Annotated in this window: 17 protein-coding genes, 1 pseudogene and 1 riboswitch; of the genes and pseudogenes, 5 read left to right on the top strand and 13 right to left on the bottom strand. The window is 40.5% G+C overall.

Features of this window, described 5'->3' with window-relative positions; translation table 11 throughout:
- From RM049_RS14350 to RM049_RS14330, 5 genes and pseudogenes are all read right to left on the bottom strand, one after another.
- Positions 1–246, bottom strand: a pseudogene (locus tag RM049_RS14350) (hypothetical protein); the annotation flags it as partial.
- A gap of 340 nt (positions 247–586) precedes the next feature.
- Positions 587–1,909 carry a chloride channel protein gene (locus RM049_RS14345; protein ID WP_322704620.1) on the bottom strand — a complete coding sequence of 441 codons (1,323 nt, stop codon included), beginning with the start codon at positions 1,907–1,909 and terminating at the stop codon, positions 587–589.
- Between the two features lie 294 nt (positions 1,910–2,203).
- A complete protein-coding gene (locus RM049_RS14340; RefSeq protein WP_322704619.1) occupies positions 2,204–2,608 on the bottom strand; it encodes a hypothetical protein in 405 nt (134 codons plus the stop codon).
- 110 nt (positions 2,609–2,718) lie between these two features.
- Entirely contained in the window at positions 2,719–3,588 is an 870-nt protein-coding gene (locus RM049_RS14335; RefSeq protein ID WP_322704618.1) for a zinc metalloprotease HtpX, read from the bottom strand.
- A gap of 268 nt (positions 3,589–3,856) precedes the next feature.
- The gene (locus RM049_RS14330; RefSeq protein ID WP_322704617.1) at positions 3,857–4,381 is read right to left on the bottom strand and encodes a Chromate resistance protein ChrB; all 525 of its coding nucleotides are present in this window, start codon (positions 4,379–4,381) and stop codon (positions 3,857–3,859) included.
- 200 nt (positions 4,382–4,581) lie between these two features.
- On the opposite strand from RM049_RS14330, the gene RM049_RS14325 reads away from it, so the two are divergent.
- The gene (locus RM049_RS14325; protein WP_322704616.1) at positions 4,582–5,769 is read left to right on the top strand and encodes an MFS transporter; all 1,188 of its coding nucleotides are present in this window, start codon (positions 4,582–4,584) and stop codon (positions 5,767–5,769) included.
- A 30-nt stretch (positions 5,770–5,799) separates the two neighbouring features.
- A riboswitch (Fluoride riboswitch) is annotated at positions 5,800–5,883 on the top strand.
- A gap of 95 nt (positions 5,884–5,978) precedes the next feature.
- Entirely contained in the window at positions 5,979–7,307 is a 1,329-nt protein-coding gene (locus RM049_RS14320; RefSeq protein ID WP_322704615.1) for a voltage-gated chloride channel family protein, read from the top strand.
- 134 nt (positions 7,308–7,441) lie between these two features.
- Here RM049_RS14320 and RM049_RS14315 read toward each other — a convergent pair whose 3' ends face one another.
- The 5 genes from RM049_RS14315 to RM049_RS14295 all read right to left on the bottom strand — a co-directional run bounded on the left by RM049_RS14315 (position 7,442) and on the right by RM049_RS14295 (position 12,880).
- A complete protein-coding gene (locus RM049_RS14315; RefSeq protein ID WP_322704614.1) occupies positions 7,442–7,987 on the bottom strand; it encodes a hypothetical protein in 546 nt (181 codons plus the stop codon).
- 134 nt (positions 7,988–8,121) lie between these two features.
- A complete protein-coding gene (locus RM049_RS14310) occupies positions 8,122–8,760 on the bottom strand; it encodes a Uma2 family endonuclease (RefSeq protein WP_322704613.1) in 639 nt (212 codons plus the stop codon).
- Between the two features lie 129 nt (positions 8,761–8,889).
- Positions 8,890–10,125 carry an LL-diaminopimelate aminotransferase gene (locus RM049_RS14305; RefSeq protein ID WP_322704612.1) on the bottom strand — a complete coding sequence of 412 codons (1,236 nt, stop codon included), beginning with the start codon at positions 10,123–10,125 and terminating at the stop codon, positions 8,890–8,892.
- A 233-nt stretch (positions 10,126–10,358) separates the two neighbouring features.
- Positions 10,359–11,714, bottom strand: a complete 1,356-nt coding sequence (locus RM049_RS14300) for an NAD(P)/FAD-dependent oxidoreductase (RefSeq protein ID WP_322704611.1) — start codon at positions 11,712–11,714, stop codon at positions 10,359–10,361.
- A gap of 233 nt (positions 11,715–11,947) precedes the next feature.
- Complete coding sequence (locus tag RM049_RS14295; RefSeq protein ID WP_322704610.1) at positions 11,948–12,880, bottom strand: DUF4349 domain-containing protein; 933 nt, start codon at positions 12,878–12,880, stop codon at positions 11,948–11,950.
- A gap of 283 nt (positions 12,881–13,163) precedes the next feature.
- Here RM049_RS14295 and ilvC point away from each other — a divergent pair, with 283 nt between their 5' ends.
- Positions 13,164–14,159: a ketol-acid reductoisomerase gene (gene ilvC, locus RM049_RS14290; RefSeq protein WP_100900363.1), complete on the top strand. Its 996-nt coding sequence runs from the start codon at positions 13,164–13,166 to the stop codon at positions 14,157–14,159.
- A 201-nt stretch (positions 14,160–14,360) separates the two neighbouring features.
- Here ilvC and ovoA read toward each other — a convergent pair whose 3' ends face one another.
- Positions 14,361–15,698, bottom strand: coding sequence for a 5-histidylcysteine sulfoxide synthase (gene ovoA, locus RM049_RS14285; protein ID WP_322704609.1), 1,338 nt, complete (start codon positions 15,696–15,698; stop codon positions 14,361–14,363).
- 551 nt (positions 15,699–16,249) lie between these two features.
- On the opposite strand from ovoA, the gene RM049_RS14280 reads away from it, so the two are divergent.
- On the top strand, positions 16,250–17,245 hold the full coding sequence (locus RM049_RS14280) for a glycerophosphodiester phosphodiesterase (RefSeq protein WP_322704608.1): 996 nt from the start codon (positions 16,250–16,252) through the stop codon (positions 17,243–17,245).
- A 35-nt stretch (positions 17,246–17,280) separates the two neighbouring features.
- Positions 17,281–18,447, top strand: coding sequence for a DUF3466 family protein (locus RM049_RS14275; protein ID WP_322704607.1), 1,167 nt, complete (start codon positions 17,281–17,283; stop codon positions 18,445–18,447).
- Between the two features lie 163 nt (positions 18,448–18,610).
- Here RM049_RS14275 and RM049_RS14270 read toward each other — a convergent pair whose 3' ends face one another.
- Both RM049_RS14270 and RM049_RS14265 read right to left on the bottom strand, forming a co-directional pair.
- Positions 18,611–19,306 carry an SAM-dependent methyltransferase gene (locus tag RM049_RS14270; RefSeq protein ID WP_322669543.1) on the bottom strand — a complete coding sequence of 232 codons (696 nt, stop codon included), beginning with the start codon at positions 19,304–19,306 and terminating at the stop codon, positions 18,611–18,613.
- A gap of 216 nt (positions 19,307–19,522) precedes the next feature.
- Complete coding sequence (locus RM049_RS14265) at positions 19,523–20,620, bottom strand: iron-containing redox enzyme family protein (RefSeq protein WP_322704606.1); 1,098 nt, start codon at positions 20,618–20,620, stop codon at positions 19,523–19,525.
- Positions 20,621–20,722: the final 102 nt, after the last annotated feature.

Here is a 20,722-nt window from a genome sequence, read left to right as displayed (position 1 = left end):
TAAACTAATATATCTTCTTGAAAAACTCCAGTTCTCAAGGTGGATGAGGTTTATAAGAAAAAGAGTAACCAATAAAGATATGAAAGGTGTAAGAAGCCTCCAAGCCTTTTTTTGGTTTCTTATAGATATTTCATAAACCAGATAAACTCCACTAAGATCCACATCTATATTTGGATTTGTAGCTCGCCAATCATTCCAAGCCGTAACTCCCTCTGCAAGTTTATTAAGATGAATTTTATTTGCCATTATACAAAAATTAAACTAAGTAAATTAATTCATTATAGGCAATATAAATTATAAGTTTTAAACTTATGAGAAAATAAATGAGGCTGGTAATTTTGAGCAAAAGCACGATCGCAATAGGAAAAAGGGGGTAATTGCTGTATCAATAGCAATATAAAACCAATAAACTTTAAGGTGCAAAGGCTGTTGTTGATGAACTCAAAAGCCTACACTTACAAGTGAGAGAGGTGTGGGTAGTTCAGTGAATCATGTTTGGTCTACAGGGAGCGATCAGTTGCTGGTTTAGTAGATTGAAAACGTTTGTAAAATTTTTTTCGCCTGGGCAGCTAACTCAGGTGCTTGTTCAATCCGTAGCTTCTCTCTGGGATTTGAGTTGAGATGCGATCAGAGGAACTTTAGGGGCAAGAAAAAATCCAATCAAGCTGGCAAAAAGGATTGGCGTAAGGGGACTCAAGTTAGTCAGTTTTGATAGTAGCAAAGTCGTACTTATCGGTGTACGCGTTACCGCTGCGTTGACAGCCGCCATTGTACAAATCATGGCAAGGGCAGGATCGAGTCCCGGAATTAAGACTGCTACTGCTTTACCAATGCAAGCACCAGTGAAAAATAGGGGAATGATGAATCCACCGCGCCACCCACCTGTTACCGTAATGCTAATGGCAGCCATTTTCCCAAGGGCGAGAGTTAAGAGAAAAACAGCACCAAAGTTAGCTCTCAGGACTGAATCTAACTCTTCATGTCCAAAATAACGGGTAAGGGGTAATAAAACTGCTAAAATGCCAAGTCCCACTCCTGCTAGTGTTGTGCGTACATAAATGGGAACAGGAGTTGATGCAGAGACGCCCAGACGTGAAACAGCTTGCCAAAAGGCATCGCAGCCGCGAAAAATACCTATAAAAATCCATCCCGCCACTGCCCCGATAATTCCAAACACGATCGCGATCGCAAAATCATCAATCCTTTCTAAGTGATACTGAGGAAAATGCCAAGTAGGGGCAATACCCATATGTGTAATTGCTGCAAACACCAGATAGCTAGCGCAACTCGAAACAATGGCTGGCATTAAAGCTTCGTAATATTCCACAATATGCTCGTGGTGCAAAATCTCTAAAGCGAACATCGCACCACCAAGAGGTGAGCCAAACAAGGCAGTGAAGCCAGCTGCCATTGCTGCTAAACTCATGGTTCTGAGGTCTTCACCTTGGAGTTTTAAGCGATCGGCAATCCAAGTACCAAAAGAACCTGTTACCTGTACGAGTGGTGCTTCTGGGCCAGCACTACCGCCTGCTGAGATGCTGACTAGAGAAGCAAGAATCATTGAAGGATTTTTGCGAACATCTAGGCGTCCGCCACGAAAATGAATATTATCAACAATCACAGCGATTTCACCGGGATTTCCCAAAAAATGAATCACCAGACCGATAACTAAACCGCTAAGTGGCATCACTATCAAGAGGCTAAAACCCTCAAATCGCTGGAATCTGTGAGTTAGAAACTCTAGAACATTCCAGTACAACGCCGCAAATAGACCACCAGCAGTCCCCACGGCTATCCAGCGGATAACCCACTGCGAAATCATTAGGGGATTACGCTTTACCAGTCCAAAAAGTTGAGCAAATGTCCAGCGTTGAGTTTGATTAGTTGCAGGCGGCTTGTTTGGTAACACTGCTTATTTCCTATTTGTGAAACCTAAAGTACTGAATATTTACGCTTTTTATGGTATTGGCTATTTAGTTTAGTAAATCATTTTTGGTCTACAAATAGCGATATTTTTGACGGGCTATAAAAAAGGGCGTACATCTGTACGCCCCTAAAATATTTATCTGCGATTGCACCCTATACGGTTCGGATAAGTATTTTGAACTCATAATTATCTTTGGGGAAAAGGTTTTTTCTCCCCCTTTCCCTTTAACCTTTCCCCTTTAAGCGAACCCTATTGCGATCGCACCCTTTCCCTTTTTTAACGAGAATAAGGATTATTGAAGGTTTCCCAAGCAGCAATGGCCGCCTTTTGCACGCGAAAGCTGAAGTCTACTAAGTCTTTCATCAATAAGTGCCAGTTTCTCTCAGCTTCATCCTGAATTACCGCCCAAGAGTTTTCTAAGCGATCGCCTTGTATCAGTTTCCTTCCTTCAATTAATTCCCGTGCTTGACGCACAACTTTCAAATAGGTTTCACAGGTGAGAGTACCTGCGGAATCAGCCTCAGCTTGAGCGCGTCTTTTTAGCGCTTCAATTAAGGCTTTGGTTTCGCGTTTCACCTCATCAGTTTCACCAGCCATTTCGGTTTCCACTAATTTGTCGGTTTCAGAACTTATTTTTACAATTACTATGGATTCAGTAGATTCGATATTGTTAGAATTCATACTTAAAACATCCTTAATTGCAAAGTTTACTCTCCAATAAAAACTGCACCATATCTTAATAGTCATTAGCCATTTATTTATTTGACAAAGAACAAATGACAAATGACAAATTAATAAGCTTTTGTTGGCAGTTGTTGCTCTAATTTCAGCAATGCTGCAACTCGCATTTCTGTAGCTGGATGACTAGAGAACAAGTTACCCATAAACTGTCCAGAAATGGAATTAATAATTAATAACGGCTCATAAGCTGGATTGGCATTTAAAGGCATTTGCTTTGCTGAAGCTTCTAAGCGTTGCAATGCCCTAGCTAAAGCGCGGGGATTACCAGTTAATCTCGCAGAACCGGCATCAGCAGAAAATTCTCGCGTGCGCGAAATTGCTAGCTGAATAATTGTCGCAGCCAGTGGAGCAAGCATGACTGTTAATAAAACTCCTATTGGATTTCCACCTCTGTTGTCATCTCGCGAACCACCGCCAAACCATAAGCTGTAACTAACCATTTGGGCTAAGAATGAAATCGCACCAGCTACAGTAGCAGCAACAGCTTGAGTGAGAGTGTCACGATTAATAATATGGGTTAGCTCGTGGGCGATAACACCTTCGAGTTCATCCTCTGGCAATATATTTAAAATACCTTCAGTGACAGCCACAGCAGCGTGTTCTGGATCGCGCCCTGTAGCGAAGGCATTAGCACCCTGGCTAGGAACGATATAAACTTTAGGCATGGGAATGTTAGCGCGATCGCTCAATCTCTGCACCATCCGATAAAGTCCTGGTGCTTCCCTTTCACTTACAGGTTGCGCTTGGTATACTGCTAGGGCAATTTTATCTGATTGATACCAAGAAAACAGGTTGGTTGCTGCTGCCAAGCCAATCCCGATAATCAAACCACTAGAACCGCCAATTACCCAGTAACTAATTGCAATCAAAAGACCACTTAGTGCAGCAAGCAAAGTAGCCGTTTTCAATTGATTTGTCATGTTTTTGCTCTCCTGCTAATGCTGTGTAAATTTTTCCGAAAACAGCATTACTTCAGCTATATTTTGATTTTATCCAGCTAAACTTAGAAATATGGTATAGAAAACCTATCAGATAAGTACGGTTTTCCTACTTAAGTTTTAATAATACTAATTTAATTATAGAATCAACGTTAATAAATAGTAAAAACAACATCTATCTATAGGCAGAAATTACAATGGTGATGCTTAAATTAGGCTATGTATACACCATTAGTTAAGATCGATTTACTTATAAAGATTCTGAGTCTATTCCTTCTGCTTGATATATTTGTTGGGAAAATAGCTGAAAATCTAATTCGCACGCCTTCAAAGCTTCAGTGGCTTGTGAGTATTTTGGGGCATCAAACAAATCGCGATCGCGGATTTTAGGCAACCAAGAACGCAGTTTATTTAATTCCGCCTCGTTCTCTTCTAATTCTGCAAAGGTGAGATTACCTATTTTCCGTTCCTCGCTCAATTCGCAATGCAAATCCCGACATTGCCCCAAAAACTCTTGATATTCTCGATCTGCCTGCTGTTGAAAACGATTTACCAACATAGCGTTTTGATCGGGTTCATCAATCCAAATAATCAATAAATCTGCTTCACCACCACCTGCTGTAATGTCTGCTTTCAATTCTGCTAAATATTGTTGCAAGTCTTCTCTATGCGGTAGCACGCACACCGACTGCTGTAGATAAAGTGCGCCCCAGCCCTTGAGTTTACGCCAAACATACACCCGTTGCGTTGAAGGCTGTGCGGGTACTTTGTACACCAATAAGTTCCAACACTTTCTGTCCATAGATAGATTGTAACAGGTGTTGCATTAAATCGATTTTATTGTTAGTCTACTTATGAAACAACTGTTGTATTGCAGAAAATTATGAGTCTGAATCATAAAGTCAGAAGCTCACTTATTGGTTCTCAAGAATTACAGAGTTGATGTAGTAAAAGCCAGTCAGGTAAACAGGAAATATGCAACTACAAAATAAATTTTTCCAGACAATTCCCGGCACTGTTTGGGTATTGGGATTTGTCAGTTTGCTGACAGATATTAGCTCTGAGATGATTAATTCTGTATTGCCCTTATTTTTGGTATCAGTTTTAGGGGCGAATATTTTGACTGTGGGCATCATCGAAGGCATTGCAGAAGCAACAGCTTCAGTTTTAAAAATCTTTTCGGGAGCGTTGAGTGATTATCTAGGACATCGTAAAGGATTAGCGGTGTTTGGGTACGGCTTATCCACCTTTGTTAAACCACTATTTGCTGTAGCTAGCAGTCCAACTGGGGTGTTAATAGCTCGATTTGGCGATCGCATTGGTAAAGGTATTCGGGTAGCGCCCCGCGATGCCTTAGTCGCCGATTCCACCGATCCAGAGGTACGCGGTGCAGCTTATGGATTGCGTCAATCCCTTGATACTATCGGAGCATTTTTGGGGCCTTTGGCAGCATTCACCCTGATGACTGCTTCCAAAAACAACTTCCGCCTGGTTTTTTGGCTAGCACTCATCCCTGGATTTTTCGCAGTCACTTTATTAACAGTAGGAGTACGCGAACCACAAACAAGTGAAACTCAAGGAAACCGAAGCAATCCTCTGCAATGGCAAGCTTTACGCAGCTTGGGTCAAGGATACTGGGTACTTGTAGCAGTGGCATTGTTATTCAATTTAGGCAACTCCAGCAATGCTTTTTTGTTGCTGCGAGCAGAACAAACAGGCATTTCTGCCTCACTTATACCATTGACATTAATGGCGATGAACATCGCCTACTCATTCAGCGCCTACCCATTAGGAATACTTTCCGATCGCGTGGGTAAATTTGGGTTACTGGTAGGCGGATTTCTTTTATACGCTTTAGTCTATTTGGGTTTCGCCTTTGTGCAGACATCTTGGCAAGCGTGGGGATTGTTTGCCCTTTATGGTCTACATCTGGGCATGAGTAAAGGATTGCTATTGGCGCTAGTGGCAAATAGTATACCTGCAAATCTGCGTGGCACTGCTTTTGGATTCCTCAACTTAGCTGTCGGACTAGCGCTTTTACCTGCCAGTTTGCTAGCTGGTGGGTTGTGGCAAACACTGGGAGCAGAGGCGACATTTATTGCTGGGAGCTTGTTTGCGTTGGCAGCTGTATTATTGTTAGTTTCTCAAAAAAACAAATATTGAAAAGCAAAAATGGTATCCTTGATTTGAAATCAAATCAATGGCGATGGAGCTCGCCGAAACCGCCTTTCCAGTCCTAAAATTCATCACTGGAAGGCTGATGGCTCCTACTTTCCTTGCTAACTGCGGGAGAGTAGGGCTTGGCTAAATGCATTACCTGACTCCCCTGTAGAAAGTATCTCTCTACAAATCGCACCTCAAGGAGTCATGGTATGAAACACTTTCGTCAGTTTGAACCATTTATTGCCTTACCCCACTTAATCAAGTGGTTGCCCATCTCCTTTGTGGTTGGCATTCTTGCTGGAACGGCCTCGGCGGCTCTTTTAGCATCATTAGAATGGGCAACTGATTGGCGAGAATCACATCGGTGGATTATCGCTTTGCTTCCTCTTGGTGGCTTCTTGAGTGGTTGGATTTATCATCAATTTGGTCGGACTGTAGAAGCTGGAAATAACCTTTTACTCGAAGAAATTCATAACCCCAAAAATATTATTCCTTTTCGTATGGCTCCTCTTGTTTTATTAGGAACAGACCTTACCCATTTTTTTGGTGGTTCAGCCGGTCGTGAAGGTACAGCATTACAAATGGGTGCTTCTTTGGCAGACCAGTTAACTAAAATATTGCATTTTCAAGGGGCTAATCGCAGAATTTTGTTAACGGCAGGTATCAGTGGGGGATTCGCTTCAGTTTTCGGTACTCCCTTAGCTGGAACCGTATTTGGTCTAGAAGTTTTAGCGATTGGTAAAATTCATTACGACGCTCTTTTTCCTTCTTTAATTGCTGCGATCGTCGGAAATCAAGTAACTTTACTATTAGGTTTACATCATACAGCATACCGACACGCTCCCTTTATACCGCCGCTCACAATTTGGAGATTGATTGCTGCGATTATTGCAGGTGCAATTTTTGGAATTGTCGCGAGATTCTTTGCTAAAGTAACTCACCAAATTAGCCACTTATTTAAAGCAAAAATATCTTATCCTCCACTGCGTCCTTTGATAGGCGGTGCGATGATAGCAGTAATTGTTGGGTTAAGTGGTACAACTAAATACATTGGGCTTGGTATCCCTACTATTGTTGATTCCTTTTTCACTCAGCTACCTCCTTGGGATTTTGCAGCAAAATTGGGTTTGACTGCTCTAACTTTAGGAGCAGGTTTTAAAGGAGGAGAAGTGACACCTTTATTTTTTATTGGTGCAACTTTAGGTAATGCTTTGTCGTTGCTTTTAGCATTACCTGCACCACTGCTAGCAGGAATGGGATTTGTGGGTGTGTTTGCGGGTGCAGCAAATACACCATTGGCATCCACCTTAATGGGAATTGAATTATTTGGTTTGGAATCAGGGTTATTTATTGGTATTGGCTGTATAGTGAGCTATTTATTTTCAGGTCATTCTGGAATTTACTCTGCACAGCGTATTGGGTTGAGTAAGTACTCTGCTGTATTTTTAGAAGAAGGGGTGACTTTGGCTAATTATAGGCAACCGAAAATTGATTTACCTGATGATGGTGAAAAAGAAGGAAGTAATTCTCAGGAATAATGCTATGTATTCAAAGCCAGAAAATCATTCTGCCAAACTTACTCAAAATACTAAATTGACAAGCACAACGTGAAGGCGATCGCACTTTATCTTAATCTAGAGAATGGGAAGTATTTACCAATCCTATCAGTATCTCAAGAAATCGGCGTAATCCCTAGCTCTTGTAATTCTTTGAATATCAATTTTTTGCATTCAGCTTGAGGATAATAGTATTTTTCAGATTCATAAAAGTCTTTTTGTTCTATTAAATAATAGGCATTTTTTTGGCTTTTTTCTTTAGAAAAGCTGAGAGGATCGCAATCAAATACATACCTTGATGTAAATAAATAGCATGGATGCTCTTCTTCATTTTTTATGTTCCAAATAACTTCTTGCTCAAAAGCAAAAGTTCCTTTTTCTATTGTTACTCTGACACCAAACGGCTCAATATCTCTAATTTTATCGCCAATATTACCATTGTGGCTATAATGATTAGTTTCAATTAATTCATAAAATTTTATACTAAATGAAGCTTCAGCAATTTTTGACACTGAATACTTTCCTTGAGCGGTAACAATAATTGCTTGTCCTGCTCCAGATCCCATATCTACAGTGCCATCTTCATTAAAAAGTAAATAATGAAAGTAGCTATAGTAGTGAGGATTTGCATTTAAACGACCGATTCCGAAGAGGTTTTGCATAAATATCTATATGTGGAATAGATTAGCAACTAAAGTATAGCTTTTAAGTATGACTACTAACATAAAGATACAAACTATTAAGCTTGGCATTTCTTGAATTTATCCCTCGCACGTTCTATTACGTATTTTATTTACTAAATCCTCGCTTCCAATTCTTCTAAAGCTTGAAAACTTCCTACTTGCCAACTACGTTCTACGGCAGCAGGGATAATCTCAGTAATCGCTATATCTTCAAAATTAAAACTGGTGTTAGATTTTATATATTTCCCCTCTTTCAGTAAATAAATAGAAAGATTCACGCTATCGTAAACCCATAATTCTGGGACTCCAATGGCTTCATAAGCATCAAGAGTAGTTTTTGATGTCACATCAGTTTCAATCGCTAAATCTGGCGGCGGGTCATCAGGTTGTAAGCGGCGATGACCAATCATTTGTTGATAATTCTGAATATAAAAGCAAGCATCAGGTTCAACTCCTGCAACACCTTGTTGTTTAAAGGTGGTGGAACCAAAAGGTTGATATCTGATATTTTTAGCCTTCAGCAATATTTTGACAATATCAGAAATTAAATCTTTGGGTATTTCATGTTCTGGTAAAGGAGCCATAATTTCTAAAGTATTCTGGCTGTAGGCAATTCGTGTAGTTCTTTTTTCTCCCAATTCTTGTAATATAGATTCAAATTCTTCCCAGTTAACATCTGGAATTGTCACTGTGCTACCAGGTGCTAACTGCATCTGACTAACAGCTTTTAAAACGAGAATAGCAGCAGTCACGTCGCTTCGCTCCAATTCAAAATTCAAAATTCAAAATTCAAAATCTATTAGGTTGCGGTGGATAATACAGCCCACCGTAACCTTTAGATTAATAGAATGAGTTTAACAAAAGTGGCTAAAAGCGATCGCCTACACCTTAAACTTCTCAGCAATCCGTTTCATCGCCTCTTCGACATTCTCGCGGCTGTTAAATGCCGAAATGCGGAAGTAACCTTCACCCGCAGCACCAAAGCCTGAACCAGGTGTCCCCACAACGTTGACAGTTTGCAGCAACTTATCAAAGAATTCCCAACTGGACAAACCATTAGGAGTTTTCACCCAAACGTAAGGTGCATTCACGCCTCCATAAACTGATAATCCGGCGGCTGTGAGTTTCTCACGGATAATTTTGGCGTTCTCTAGATAGAAACTTACCAATCCTTTGATTTGTGCTTGTCCTTCTTCGGAGTAAACCGCTTCGGCTCCCCGTTGGACGATGTAAGAAACACCGTTGAATTTGGTAGACTGGCGACGATTCCAGAGCTTCCACAGTTCGACATCGGAACCATCGGCGGCTTTTGCTGTGAGTGTCTTTGGTACTACGGTTAACGCACAACGGGTTCCTGTAAAACCTGCATTTTTGGAGAAAGACCGAAATTCGATCGCAACTTCTCTTGCACCTTCAATTTCATAAATTGAGTGAGGAATCGACGGATCGGTAATATAAGCTTCGTAGGCTGCATCAAAGAAAATAATCGAATTATTAGCTTTGGCATAGTCTACCCATGTTTTGAGATATTCCTTGGTAGCAGTTGCGCCAGTGGGGTTATTAGGAAAGCAGAGATAAATTAAATCGACTTTTTTTGAGGGAATCTCGGCGGTGAAGTTGTTATCAGCCGTAATTGGTAGATAAACTAAACCCTCAAATTCGCCTTTATCGTTAGCATCTCCAGTATTTCCCACCATCACGTTAGTGTCTACATACACAGGGTAAACTGGGTCAGTAACGGCAATTAGATTGTCATGACCAAAGATTTCTAGAATGTTGCCTGTGTCGCACTTGGAACCGTCGGAGATAAAGATTTCGGAAGCATCTATATTGGCTCCTCGTGCTTGGAAATCTTGAGTAGCAATTTTCTCCCGCAACCATGCGTAGCCTTGCTCTGGCCCGTAGCCTTTAAAAGTATTGCGATCGCCCATTTCTTCCACAGCTTTAATCATCCCTGTGCGGCAAGCCTCCGGTAGAGGTTCGGTAACATCGCCAATCCCCAGCCGGATGATTTTAGCATTACTGTTTGCTTCTGCAAAGGCATTCACCCGCCGAGCAATTTCTGGAAACAGATAACCCGCTTTCAGCTTCAGGTAGTTGTCGTTAATAGTTGCCATTATGTAGATTATGAAAAACGCCCTCAAATAGCTTACTGCTAATTTATGAGGGCGATAACTTTGTTATGGGGAGTGGGAAGTGAGGAGTGGGGAGTGGGGGGACAAGGGGACAAGGGGACAAGGGGACAAGGGGACAAGGGGGAATTATTGAACAAGTCTCTCCCAAGTCTCCCCCCTCTTCCTTGTCTACCTTGTCTCTTCTCCATGCCCAATGCCCAATGCCCCATGCCCAATTAGACATTTACTGGTTGTTTATTATCGGCTGAATAACTGTTGCGATCGCTAATTACAAATTCCGTAAGGGTTTCTTTACCTGTAATCAATCTTGCTCCCCGATTACGGGTGAAATAGCTCCATGCCCACTGAATCATTACTACTAATTTGTTGTTAAATTCAATTAAGAAGTAGATGTGAATAAATAGCCAAAACAGCCATGCAACGAAACCTTTCAGCTTGGTAAAGCCCAAATCGACTACAGCAGAATTATGCCCAATCATTGCCAAACTACCATAATCGGTATAAGCAAAGGGTGGCAAATTGTTACCTACAAGCCGCTTTTGGACTAGTGCTGCTACATATTCACCTTCTTGCTTCGCTACAGGTGCAACACCAGGTAGCGGTTTACCATTTTGATGAGAAAAATTTGCTAAGTCGCCAATTACAAAAATATTGGGATGTCCCTTAATACTCAAGTCAGGTTCAACGATAATCCGTCCAGCGCGATCACATTCGGCATCTGTGCGTTCTGCTAGCACTTTTCCCATTGCGGAAGCTTTTACACCTGCTGCCCATAATACTGTTTTTGAGGCAATTTCTTTAACTTCATCCCCTTGTTTGAGGGTAACAATATCATTTTCAATATTTGTTACCAATGTTTTTGTCTGCACAACCACCCCCAACCGCGTTAGAGATGCTTCCGCTTCTTGTGATAACTCTGGTGCAAAGGGTGGCAAAATCCGATCCAAACCTTCTAATAGCAAAATCTTGGCTTCTGAAGTGTCGATGCTGCGGAAATCTTCTTTGAGAGTTTGATTTGCTAATTCTGCGATCGCACCCGCCAACTCTACACCAGTTGGGCCACCACCCACAATTACAAAAGTTAACCAAGCACGGCGAATTTCTGGATCGGTTTCTTTTTCTGCGGCTTCAAAGGCTGAAAAGATCCGGCTACGCATTTCTATCGCATCTTCTACAGTTTTCAAGCCTGGGGCGAATTCTTCCCAGTTATCTTTGCCAAAGTAAGAATGCTTCGCACCTGTGGCGACAATTAACGTATCGTAAGGGATTGCTTCCTCACCTACAATCACTTTTTGCGCTTCTGGATCGATATTATTCACCTCTCCCAGCAGCACTTTCGTATTCTTGCTCTTGCTGAGGACAGAACGCAACGGTGAGGAGATATCAGCCGGAGATAGCGCACCTGTGGCGACTTGATATAAAAGGGGTTGAAATAGATGAAAGTTACGTTTATCAATCAGAGTAACGTTTACTGCTGCTTTGGCGAGTGTTTTTGCTGCATAAAGTCCACCAAAACCACCACCAACGATTACTACTTTATGGGGTGGATTATTGTCAAGTGAATTTACCATAAGAAATATTATCGTGTATGCCGACTATTGTAACTATTCTTAACAGATTTGTATCAAAATTGTCATCATATATTTTGTATTGCTCTTTACATTTGAAAAAGTATTAAAGTAATCGAAACTACAGGATAAACAAAATTTTTAGGACAAAGGTACAGACAATAAGAGTTTGGGATATTTCAATCCCTGTTTATCTGTGTAGATTTATCAAAGGTAGATGTAGAATTTATGCAACTTTAGTCAGAAATAGTTGACTCTGGTGTTTGTGGCAAACGTGGTGAATGAGTTCGCCGCCAACGCCTAAAGCCATAGACAAGAGCAACAAAAATTAACAAATAGGGGCTGTAAACAATTAACCAAATACCCAGTTTAAGTAAGCCAACGGAAAATGCCCTCAAAGAATGGGTAGAGTTATTCCAAGTTTCCTTAACTTGCAAACCCAAGTCAGGTTGGGGACTGGTGCTAGAAACTGCTGCTTCTAGGTTCAGCGTAATAGTGGAATAAGCAACTTGATTTTGTAAGCTTTTTAGTTGGGCATCAATTTGTTCTATTGTTTGTCGGACATTACTCAGTTCTTGGGCAACACTAAGCACATCTCTGACTGAACCAGCCCGATCCATAATTTTTTGCAAATTGGCTTCAGTTTTTTGCAAATTGGTTAATCTGGCTTGGAAATCTACTAGGCGATCGCCTACATCTTCGGCAGTGATATTACGACTATTAACAGTGCCCAATTTAGCTAGTTGTTCTAGAGTAGGTTCTAGCCGATTCTCTGGTATCCGCAATTGGATTGTTGCTGTGTAACGCGGGTTGTCGTTTTTGGGTTGTTGTTGTTTCAACCCGATTAAATCCCCTTGCTGTTGATTGATAATTTGCGAAACAGCATCGACAGTCCGATCTACAGAGTTGACAGTCAAAGAGATTGCTGCCTTTTTGATCAGTTGGGGACGAGAACGCGCTATTGGTGCAGCTTCCGCCTTTTGGGAAATATTGTTTTCACGAGCACTTAATTGATTTACCCCGCCATTGGCTGCAATTTGAGGTACAGATTGAGGTGCAGACTTACTTGCTGTCTGTTGGGAAGAGGCGCAACTGGTGAAAATTACCCCTCCCAATAACGCACTTATAAATAAAGCAGATGTGCGCGGTAATTTAGGCGAAGTATACATAATCTACCCCTAGATGGATGAAGTTAACCCCAGTATTACTGAAGTAAAACTCAAAGCCTATATTGTTGCGATTTATGTAACAGGGTTAGTCATTAGTTATTTGTCATTTGTCATTTGTCATTTGTCATTGGTCATTGCTCCTCTGCTCCTCTGCCTCCCTTACTCCCCTGCTCAGTCCAAAGAGATAAATTGAATGATTGATAATTCATTTGTGTTACTCAATTTGGGGTACAATCGTAAGCCTGCCAATAAATGACGATGCTTGCTGACAGGAGATGCTTCTATGGCCCGGATGTATTATGACGAAGATGCCAATTTAGACCTTTTGGCTGGAAAAACTATTGCTATCATCGGCTATGGTTCCCAAGGTCATGCCCACGCTCTCAATCTCAAAGATAGTGGTTTGAATGTGATTGTGGGACTATATCCGGGTAGTAAGTCAGTCGCAAAAGCTGAAGCAGCTGGGTTAACTGTGAAAAATGTTGCAGATGCGGCCAATGCTGCTGACTTCATCATGATTTTGTTACCTGATGAAGTTCAAAAAACAATTTACAAAAATGAGATTGAACCCAATTTAGAAGAAGGGAATGTGTTGGCTTTTGCCCACGGTTTCAATATTCACTTTGGGCAAGTTGTACCACCGGCTAACGTAGATGTGGTGATGGTAGCACCAAAAGGGCCGGGGCATTTGGTACGGCGGACTTATGAAGGTGGTGAAGGTGTACCAGCGTTGTTTGCAGTTTATCAAGATGCCAGTGGTCAAGCACGCGATCGCGCTATGTCTTATGCTAAAGGTATCGGTGGTACTCGCGCCGGTGTTCTCGAAACTACTTTCCGCGAAGAAACTGAAACCGATTTATTTGGCGAACAAGCGGTATTGTGCGGTGGTTTGAGTGCTTTAATCAAAGCCGGATTTGAAACTTTGGTAGAAGCTGGTTATCAACCAGAATTGGCTTATTTTGAATGTCTGCATGAAGTCAAGCTGATTGTTGACTTGGTTGTAGAAGGTGGTTTGGCTAAGATGCGTGACAGTATTTCTAACACGGCTGAATATGGCGATTATACCCGTGGCCCGCGGATTGTCACCGAACAAACCAAAGCTGAAATGCAGAAGATTCTCAGCGAAATTCAATCTGGGCAATTTGCGCGAGAATTTGTTCTAGAAAACCAATCTGGTAAACCAGGATTTACCGCCATGCGTCGTAAAGAAGCTGAACACAAAATTGAGGAAGTTGGTAAAGATTTACGCGCTATGTTTAGCTGGTTGAAAAAGGCTTAAGCACTGAAGTTGTGCTTTCACTAGTTTAAACACACAATCGCTTACAAGCAGCACAATTTTGACCTCCCTTCCCTTCCTCTCTCCTAAGAAGAGAGAGGCTTTAAATCTTACTCCCCTTCCCTGCTAGGGAAGGGGTTGGGGGTTAGGTCTGTATTGGACTCAACTGCAAACCGCTATAGTATGCGACTGAGGCATATTCTATTAACTTTTAATATCTTGAACAATCCGAAAACCAGCGTGCTGATAAAAATTGGGACGGAACCAGTTGCGGTAATATTTTAAAGCTTCTGTACCATTAGTTATCCAACATCCTCCTAACATCATTTGATGTTTATCATCAAAAAAGATGGCAGAATTATCTTCATAAAGGAAATGAGGTTGATATCCTGGAAGCGGGTTTAAGTTATTACTCAACCATTCCCAAACATTCCCACGCAAATCATACAATCCCGAAGAACTTTTAGCTGTTTCTAACATCCCAACGGGACTAGGGGAGCCAAATTTTAAATTAAGATTATAATTTTCTACATCATCTAATAAACTATTACCATAAGTTGCTAAATGGTATTCTGCTTCACTCATTAAGCGAGTATCTTTCCCTTGCCAACGACAATAAGCCATTGCTTCATAATGATTGACTTCCACAGGCCAATCTAGGGGTAAGTCAATTTCATCAAACATAGCTCGATATTTGTAGCTACCATTTTCATGTAACCAAAATTTGGGGCATTGAATACCGTATCGAGTTTTCCAATTCCAAGATTCTTCATCCCAATATTCTTGATTTTCGTAGCCACCAGCCTTGACAAAATAGATAAAATCAGCATTGGTAATCAGATATTTACTGGCGAAAAAGGGTGCAACTTCAACAGTGCGATCGCCATAATCAATATCCCATCCATAAGTTGAATCATCTAAGGCTTTACCAAGTTTTACTACCCCACCAGCAACTTCGATCGTTTCGTTCTGAGGAGTGTAACCATTAAAAGGAGCATATTGCCAATTTTGAGGACGTTTCACTTTCTCAATTGGTAGTTGGCGAATTAACATCGAAGAAGTTTCAATGTGAATACGCTGGTGTTCCATCCCCATCATTAAAGCCCAAAGGGGATGATTTGGATGAATTGGCAGAGTAATTGGGATGGTTTTAATTACTTCATAAATTACGGAATATGCTTGTTCTCGATACTCCCAAGTCTGTGCAACTTGCGGCCAATTCAGATGAGCGATCGCTGCATTCAACTCCTCTGGTTTTTCTGGATCTACTCCAATTTCAAACAAAATTTCATACTCTGGATTGAGGCGTTTTTCTAATAATCCGACCTGAATTAATTTATTGATGTAGAAAACAGCCGAATGTCCCAAATAAAAAATTAGAGGATTTCTCAAAGGGTCAGGATTGAGATAAAATGTCTCTTCCCCGACTAGACTTTTCAATAATATATCTTCCAATTGCCAAGCATTCTCAAAGTAATTGAGGAGCGCTTGGTTATTACAACTATCAAGTTTTGGAGGTTTAGCAGATTGTAGACTATTCATGGTCTAATTCCTATTAGTGAACAATGAAACAAATTAATTATCTATAATTTCGATTTGATTCCTGAATTTACTTGCATAAGTAAAAAATACGGAAAAAAACAATAGATATGTACTGAGTTTTTTGAAAAAACAAATATTAATCTTATCGGATGTATTAAACACAATAGGATTTAAGGATAGATCAAATAAGATTCTTAAATATGACAGATTTATTATTTAATAGCAATACTTATTATTTAATATTAGTTATTTAAATAATACTAAAACTGCATCGATTTAGTGTGGTAAGTCCGTAAATTTGAATAATTTCATACTTGTTGAATTAATTAAACTCTCAGCCAAGAAATAATTCAGTGGTAATCAATATAACTATATGATTGAATGTAAAGACTCTTGAGACTATTACCAATGAAAAATTACAACTCTCTAAAGAGGGTTTTATTTGTCTTAAATTATTTAAAATTAAGTTAAAAATAATTGTAGGTTGAGTAGCAAAGCCCTTACTACAAACCTTTAATTGTTTACGTTGTCCTACTTAGGTGGGTAAAATAATGACTACAACTTTGCAAGACGCATCTCCAATTATCATTGCCCACCGAGGTGCTAGCGGCTATCGTCCAGAACATACTTTAGCTGCTTATGAATTAGCGATTGCACTTGGGGCTGATTATATTGAACCTGATTTAGTTTCCACCAAAGATGGTATTTTAATTGCTCGTCACGAAAATGAAATTTCTGAAACCACCAACGTTACAATTCATACAGAGTTTGCTCACCTGCAAACCACTAAAATAATTGATGGCGAATCAAAAACTGGCTGGTTTACTGAAGACTTTACCCTAAAAGAACTGAAAACACTACGAGCTAAAGAGCGAATTCCCCAACTGCGATCGCAAAATACCACTTATGATGGACTTTTAGAAATCCCCACACTGCAAGAAATTATCGATTTAGTCAAGGTTAAAAGTGGCGAAATTAATCGGACGATTGGCATTTACCCAGAAACGAAGCACCCAACTTACTTTCAATCTATTGGGTTAGCCTTAGAACCACCCCTACTTGCAACTTTAACAGCCAACGGTTATCAGGGAGCTAACGCACCTGTTTTTATTCAGTCTTTTGAAGTCGGTAATTTACAAGATTTATCCACAAAGACTGATTTACCTTTGGTGCAATTGCTGAATAACAGTGGTAAACCTTATGATTTTGTCGTTAGCGGCTGCGATCGCACTTATGCAGATTTAATCACAGCATCAGGTTTAAAAGAAATTGCCAAATATGCACAAGCGATTGGGATTCATAAAAATTTACTGGTTCCTAGAGACAACAATGGTAAATTGCAATCGCCTACATCATTAGTGATAGATGCTCATGCGGCTGGTTTGCTGGTTCATGCCTGGACTTTCTGCAATGAAGACTGTTTTTTGCCACTGGATTTTCAAGGAAATCCTCAAGGTGAATATGAACTATTTTTCAGCTTAAGTGTTGATGGCGTATTTAGCGATTACCCAGATACAGCAGCTTGCCACCGTACTCTTCAGTGGTAACTTGGTAAGGGAATAGAAAATCACGGCAAGGTAACATGGTTTTACTTAAGTGGAAATCCTGTATAACAGCAATAACTTTCACCGCAATCAGTCTGACTGCATCCAAGTCGGCATTGGCGGTATCTTTATACTCAGTTACTGACTTAGGTAATCTTGCAGGAGAAGCCTACAGTTATGCTACAGACATTAATGACTCAGGTGAAGTAGCGATTAATTCTTTGGACAGTTCTTTTTTTTACAGTAATGGTTCTGTCAAAAAAATTAGTCCGTTGCCTGGCGATAATGTACTTGCAGTCAGTGGTATCAATAACTTGGGGCAAGTAGTTGGTAATTCCATCGGTAAGACCGACGGTGATAATAACGTCTTTATTTACAGTGATGGGACAACGCAAAATATCGGTCTTAAAGGCATTCCTTATGCTATCAATAACTCAGGTGAAGTGGTTGGCGGTACAACTGGTGGCGGTATATTCCCAAAACTTGCCTTTCCCTTCGGAGCCGCTTTCCAATACAGCAATGGTACGACGACTATTATTAACAATAACTTAAAAGAAAATTATGTTGCCTATGGCATAAATAATCTAAGTCAGGTAGTTGGCATTTTCGGTTCTTCCGGCCGAGCCTTTTTATCCGACAAGGGTGTAATCACTAATCTCGGTACCCTCCCTGGTGACAGGTACAGTCAAGCAAATGATATTAATGACTCAGGACAGGTAGTTGGTAGTTCGGGACTCACTGGCGTAAATGATAGTCGTGCTTTTCTGTACAGTCCCAACACAGGACTCCAAGACCTCGGTAGGTTACGTCCTACAGATTTGTTTAGTACTGGTTTGGGGATCAATAATTTGGGTCAAGTAGTCGGGTTTTCTGGCACTAACAATAACTTTTTTGCCGCAGATGGCAATGGTTTACGGGCTTTTCTTTATAGTGATAAGACTCTGTACGACTTAAATAACCTGATTGCTCCTGGTTCAGAGGGTGGCTTTACCTTAACAGCGGCATCTGCCATTAATAATAATGGACAAATTGTCGGTCGTGGTGCAGTTAATGGTGAATTACACGCCTTCCTCTTGACACCAATCTCATCTGTCTCTGTAGCTGAACCGACTTCAGGCTTTCCTATCTTGTCGTTCGGTGCTGGTGTAATTTTATTTCCAGCACTTAAGCGCAAACGCCACTCAAAAAGTGCAGCCATACAATAAAGAAGTTAATGCAATAACTTCAGGCAGACAAAATGATTACTTGGGAATATGGATTTATAAAAATGCTCGTTAAAAATTCTTGAGGATATGTCTCTAAGCCATGCTTCGAGACACATCTCTACTTTAGGCAAGGGATGACATCACTTAAATTGTTCTTGATATTTCACAAACTAGTCATCACCTGAGCTAATTGATTAGATAAATCAACTACAGAACCCTGGCATTTTTTAAATAAAACTCCAGCTAAAAAATAATAATCGCCAGAATAAAATGCCATCTGATTTTTTTGGAGTTTTTCGATGTGCTTCTTTACCTTGGGGTCAGAGCTATAGTAGCCGAACTTTAAAGGTAACACCATGAAGTTTTGAACATAATAACCATTTTGTTTTGCTATGTTCAAGGTATTGATTGGGTTAGAAAAGCTAGATATTAAAACCAATACATTTTCATAATCTAACGATAAAAGTTCATTGGTAACTGTGGCTCCATCTACACCCCCAAATAAAAGTGGCATATAAATATCGTTATCTGGTGCAGGTAGATAGGGCGGATTAGCTACAAGATACTCGGCATCGGGTTGAGAAGAATTAAACAAAGACGAATTGTGGATGATGTATTTATTAGTGAGATTGTATTCATCAATGGTTGAATTTGCAACTTTCCATGCAGAAGTATTTAATTCAAATCCCTGGATGACACCATCAAAGTTGTTTCTTAATAAAGAATTAATTACAGGGCTACCATCTCCTGAACCAAACTCCACAATAGATTCGGAATTTTTACAATTTCTGATAACAAAGCTTTCTAAGCAGTTTGAGTAGAAATTAGATTCTTCTGGGCAAAAAAAGATATCTTTCATTTGATTGCACTTCCAGGTGTAAGGTATAATCAATGTAATAGGTGGTTGTCTATTACCTTGTATTCAGGCAATAAAAAGTTTTCCTTTAGCAATCCTTTGCTAAAGAAATCTGAGCGCAAGTGAATTAGCAATAAAATGATTTAAAGATGTCAAATTAAAAGGCTAATAATAACTTGCTATTTTGATTTTTTAGATTGCTCATAGGAATAAGGCGGCTTATTCTGCTTCGCGTATCGATCGCACAACAGCCGTCCCGGCGCGATCGCTCATGAGTTTCTGCTGATCGTACCCAAGCAGCAATTCCCATGCATCATTGGGATATCGTTCTGCTAACGGCAAAGCCACATCATCTAACATCCAACGGCCGTGGCGTTCATCTTCCCTGATGTGTAGTTCCCAATAACCCACTGCTACTTCTGAGAGTAAGAGCCGTTGCGCCGCCACCATATAATTTTTGTAAACCGCAGGGCCAGCCACCTCAAAATAGGTCAAACCGCCGCTATAACGCAGGAAATAGCGTTTGCGCTCAGTCATCAAAAAATTATGATTGGTAGAAGCCAAAACTTCCCAAGGTACTAAATCGAAATATGCCTCTGGTTCAGTGTTCATTCCAAACTCAGCAAGCATTTGGGCAAAAAAAGTAGAGTGCTTGCGAGATAAACGACCATTGCCGTATTCTTCTATTAATACTCGCATCAGCGTACATTGCACTTCATTAGCAACACCACCCAAAATGCGGGAAAGATGACTAGCTTCAACCAAGCCATCAAAGGAGCCGATCGCTAGCAGGTGACGATAGCCAGATTCAGTCATTTCCTCACGAATGTAGCGGCTACTCTGTGACAAAAGCGGATCTAAATCGGCAGATGTGCGCTCAATTAGAGCTTGTTTTACATCTAATTGTTGCAGTGCAGCCACATCGAATTGTGCCAGTTCCCACTGTTGCCAAGCAGCTTCAATTTGGTCGCGACATGAGGACAAGTAAAGCGATCGCTCATTGTTATAATGCCGCAAATCGTCGTACCAAAACAGCTTTAGGCGATTAATTCGATAAAGTATCCGTTGAAGAAAACGGTGAGCCTGTTCATCAGAGCGATCGTTTCCATAAGCAGCCCCAATTGCCATAGAGAGCGCCTGTTCAAACTCACTGGCTATTGAAGGTTTTGCATCCAGTTGACGATCCAAATCCTCCATTGCTAGCAGTTCTATAAATTGCTTCTCAGCACGGTCGTACTTGGTAATTGTTTTTTCTTCAGTTGGGGTGCTATTTTTCGTAGCCCCAGCATTAGGAAATATAAGTAAATTGCTTTGCATGAAATCTTCGGTAGCTTTAGAAAAGTGATAAATTACTTTCACCTCTAATATCTAGGTTTCCACACCAGTAGCTTTCTGTACCTCTTTCCCTGGTTATAGAGA

This window comes from Nostoc sp. DedQUE04 (assembly GCF_034530995.1).
Taxonomy (GTDB): domain Bacteria; phylum Cyanobacteriota; class Cyanobacteriia; order Cyanobacteriales; family Nostocaceae; genus Nostoc.
The sequence above is the reverse complement of the archived record's forward strand: the minus strand, read 5'-3'. Positions and strand labels throughout refer to the sequence as shown.

Excerpts from the sequence above, each read along its gene's own strand:
- RM049_RS14270 (WP_322669543.1), bottom strand. The coding sequence starts at position 19,306 with ATGAAAGATATCTTTTTTTGCCCAGAAGAATCTAATTTCTACTCAAAC.
- ilvC (WP_100900363.1), top strand. The coding sequence starts at position 13,164 with ATGGCCCGGATGTATTATGACGAAGATGCCAATTTAGACCTTTTGGCT.
- RM049_RS14340 (WP_322704619.1), bottom strand. The coding sequence starts at position 2,608 with ATGAATTCTAACAATATCGAATCTACTGAATCCATAGTAATTGTAAAA.
- RM049_RS14300 (WP_322704611.1), bottom strand. The coding sequence starts at position 11,714 with ATGGTAAATTCACTTGACAATAATCCACCCCATAAAGTAGTAATCGTT.
- ovoA (WP_322704609.1), bottom strand. The coding sequence starts at position 15,698 with ATGAATAGTCTACAATCTGCTAAACCTCCAAAACTTGATAGTTGTAAT.
- RM049_RS14265 (WP_322704606.1), bottom strand. The coding sequence starts at position 20,620 with ATGCAAAGCAATTTACTTATATTTCCTAATGCTGGGGCTACGAAAAAT.
- RM049_RS14315 (WP_322704614.1), bottom strand. The coding sequence starts at position 7,987 with ATGCAAAACCTCTTCGGAATCGGTCGTTTAAATGCAAATCCTCACTAC.
- RM049_RS14335 (WP_322704618.1), bottom strand. The coding sequence starts at position 3,588 with ATGACAAATCAATTGAAAACGGCTACTTTGCTTGCTGCACTAAGTGGT.
- RM049_RS14320 (WP_322704615.1), top strand. The coding sequence starts at position 5,979 with ATGAAACACTTTCGTCAGTTTGAACCATTTATTGCCTTACCCCACTTA.
- RM049_RS14275 (WP_322704607.1), top strand. The coding sequence starts at position 17,281 with ATGGTTTTACTTAAGTGGAAATCCTGTATAACAGCAATAACTTTCACC.
- RM049_RS14280 (WP_322704608.1), top strand. The coding sequence starts at position 16,250 with ATGACTACAACTTTGCAAGACGCATCTCCAATTATCATTGCCCACCGA.
- RM049_RS14305 (WP_322704612.1), bottom strand. The coding sequence starts at position 10,125 with ATGGCAACTATTAACGACAACTACCTGAAGCTGAAAGCGGGTTATCTG.
- RM049_RS14325 (WP_322704616.1), top strand. The coding sequence starts at position 4,582 with ATGCAACTACAAAATAAATTTTTCCAGACAATTCCCGGCACTGTTTGG.
- RM049_RS14295 (WP_322704610.1), bottom strand. The coding sequence starts at position 12,880 with ATGTATACTTCGCCTAAATTACCGCGCACATCTGCTTTATTTATAAGT.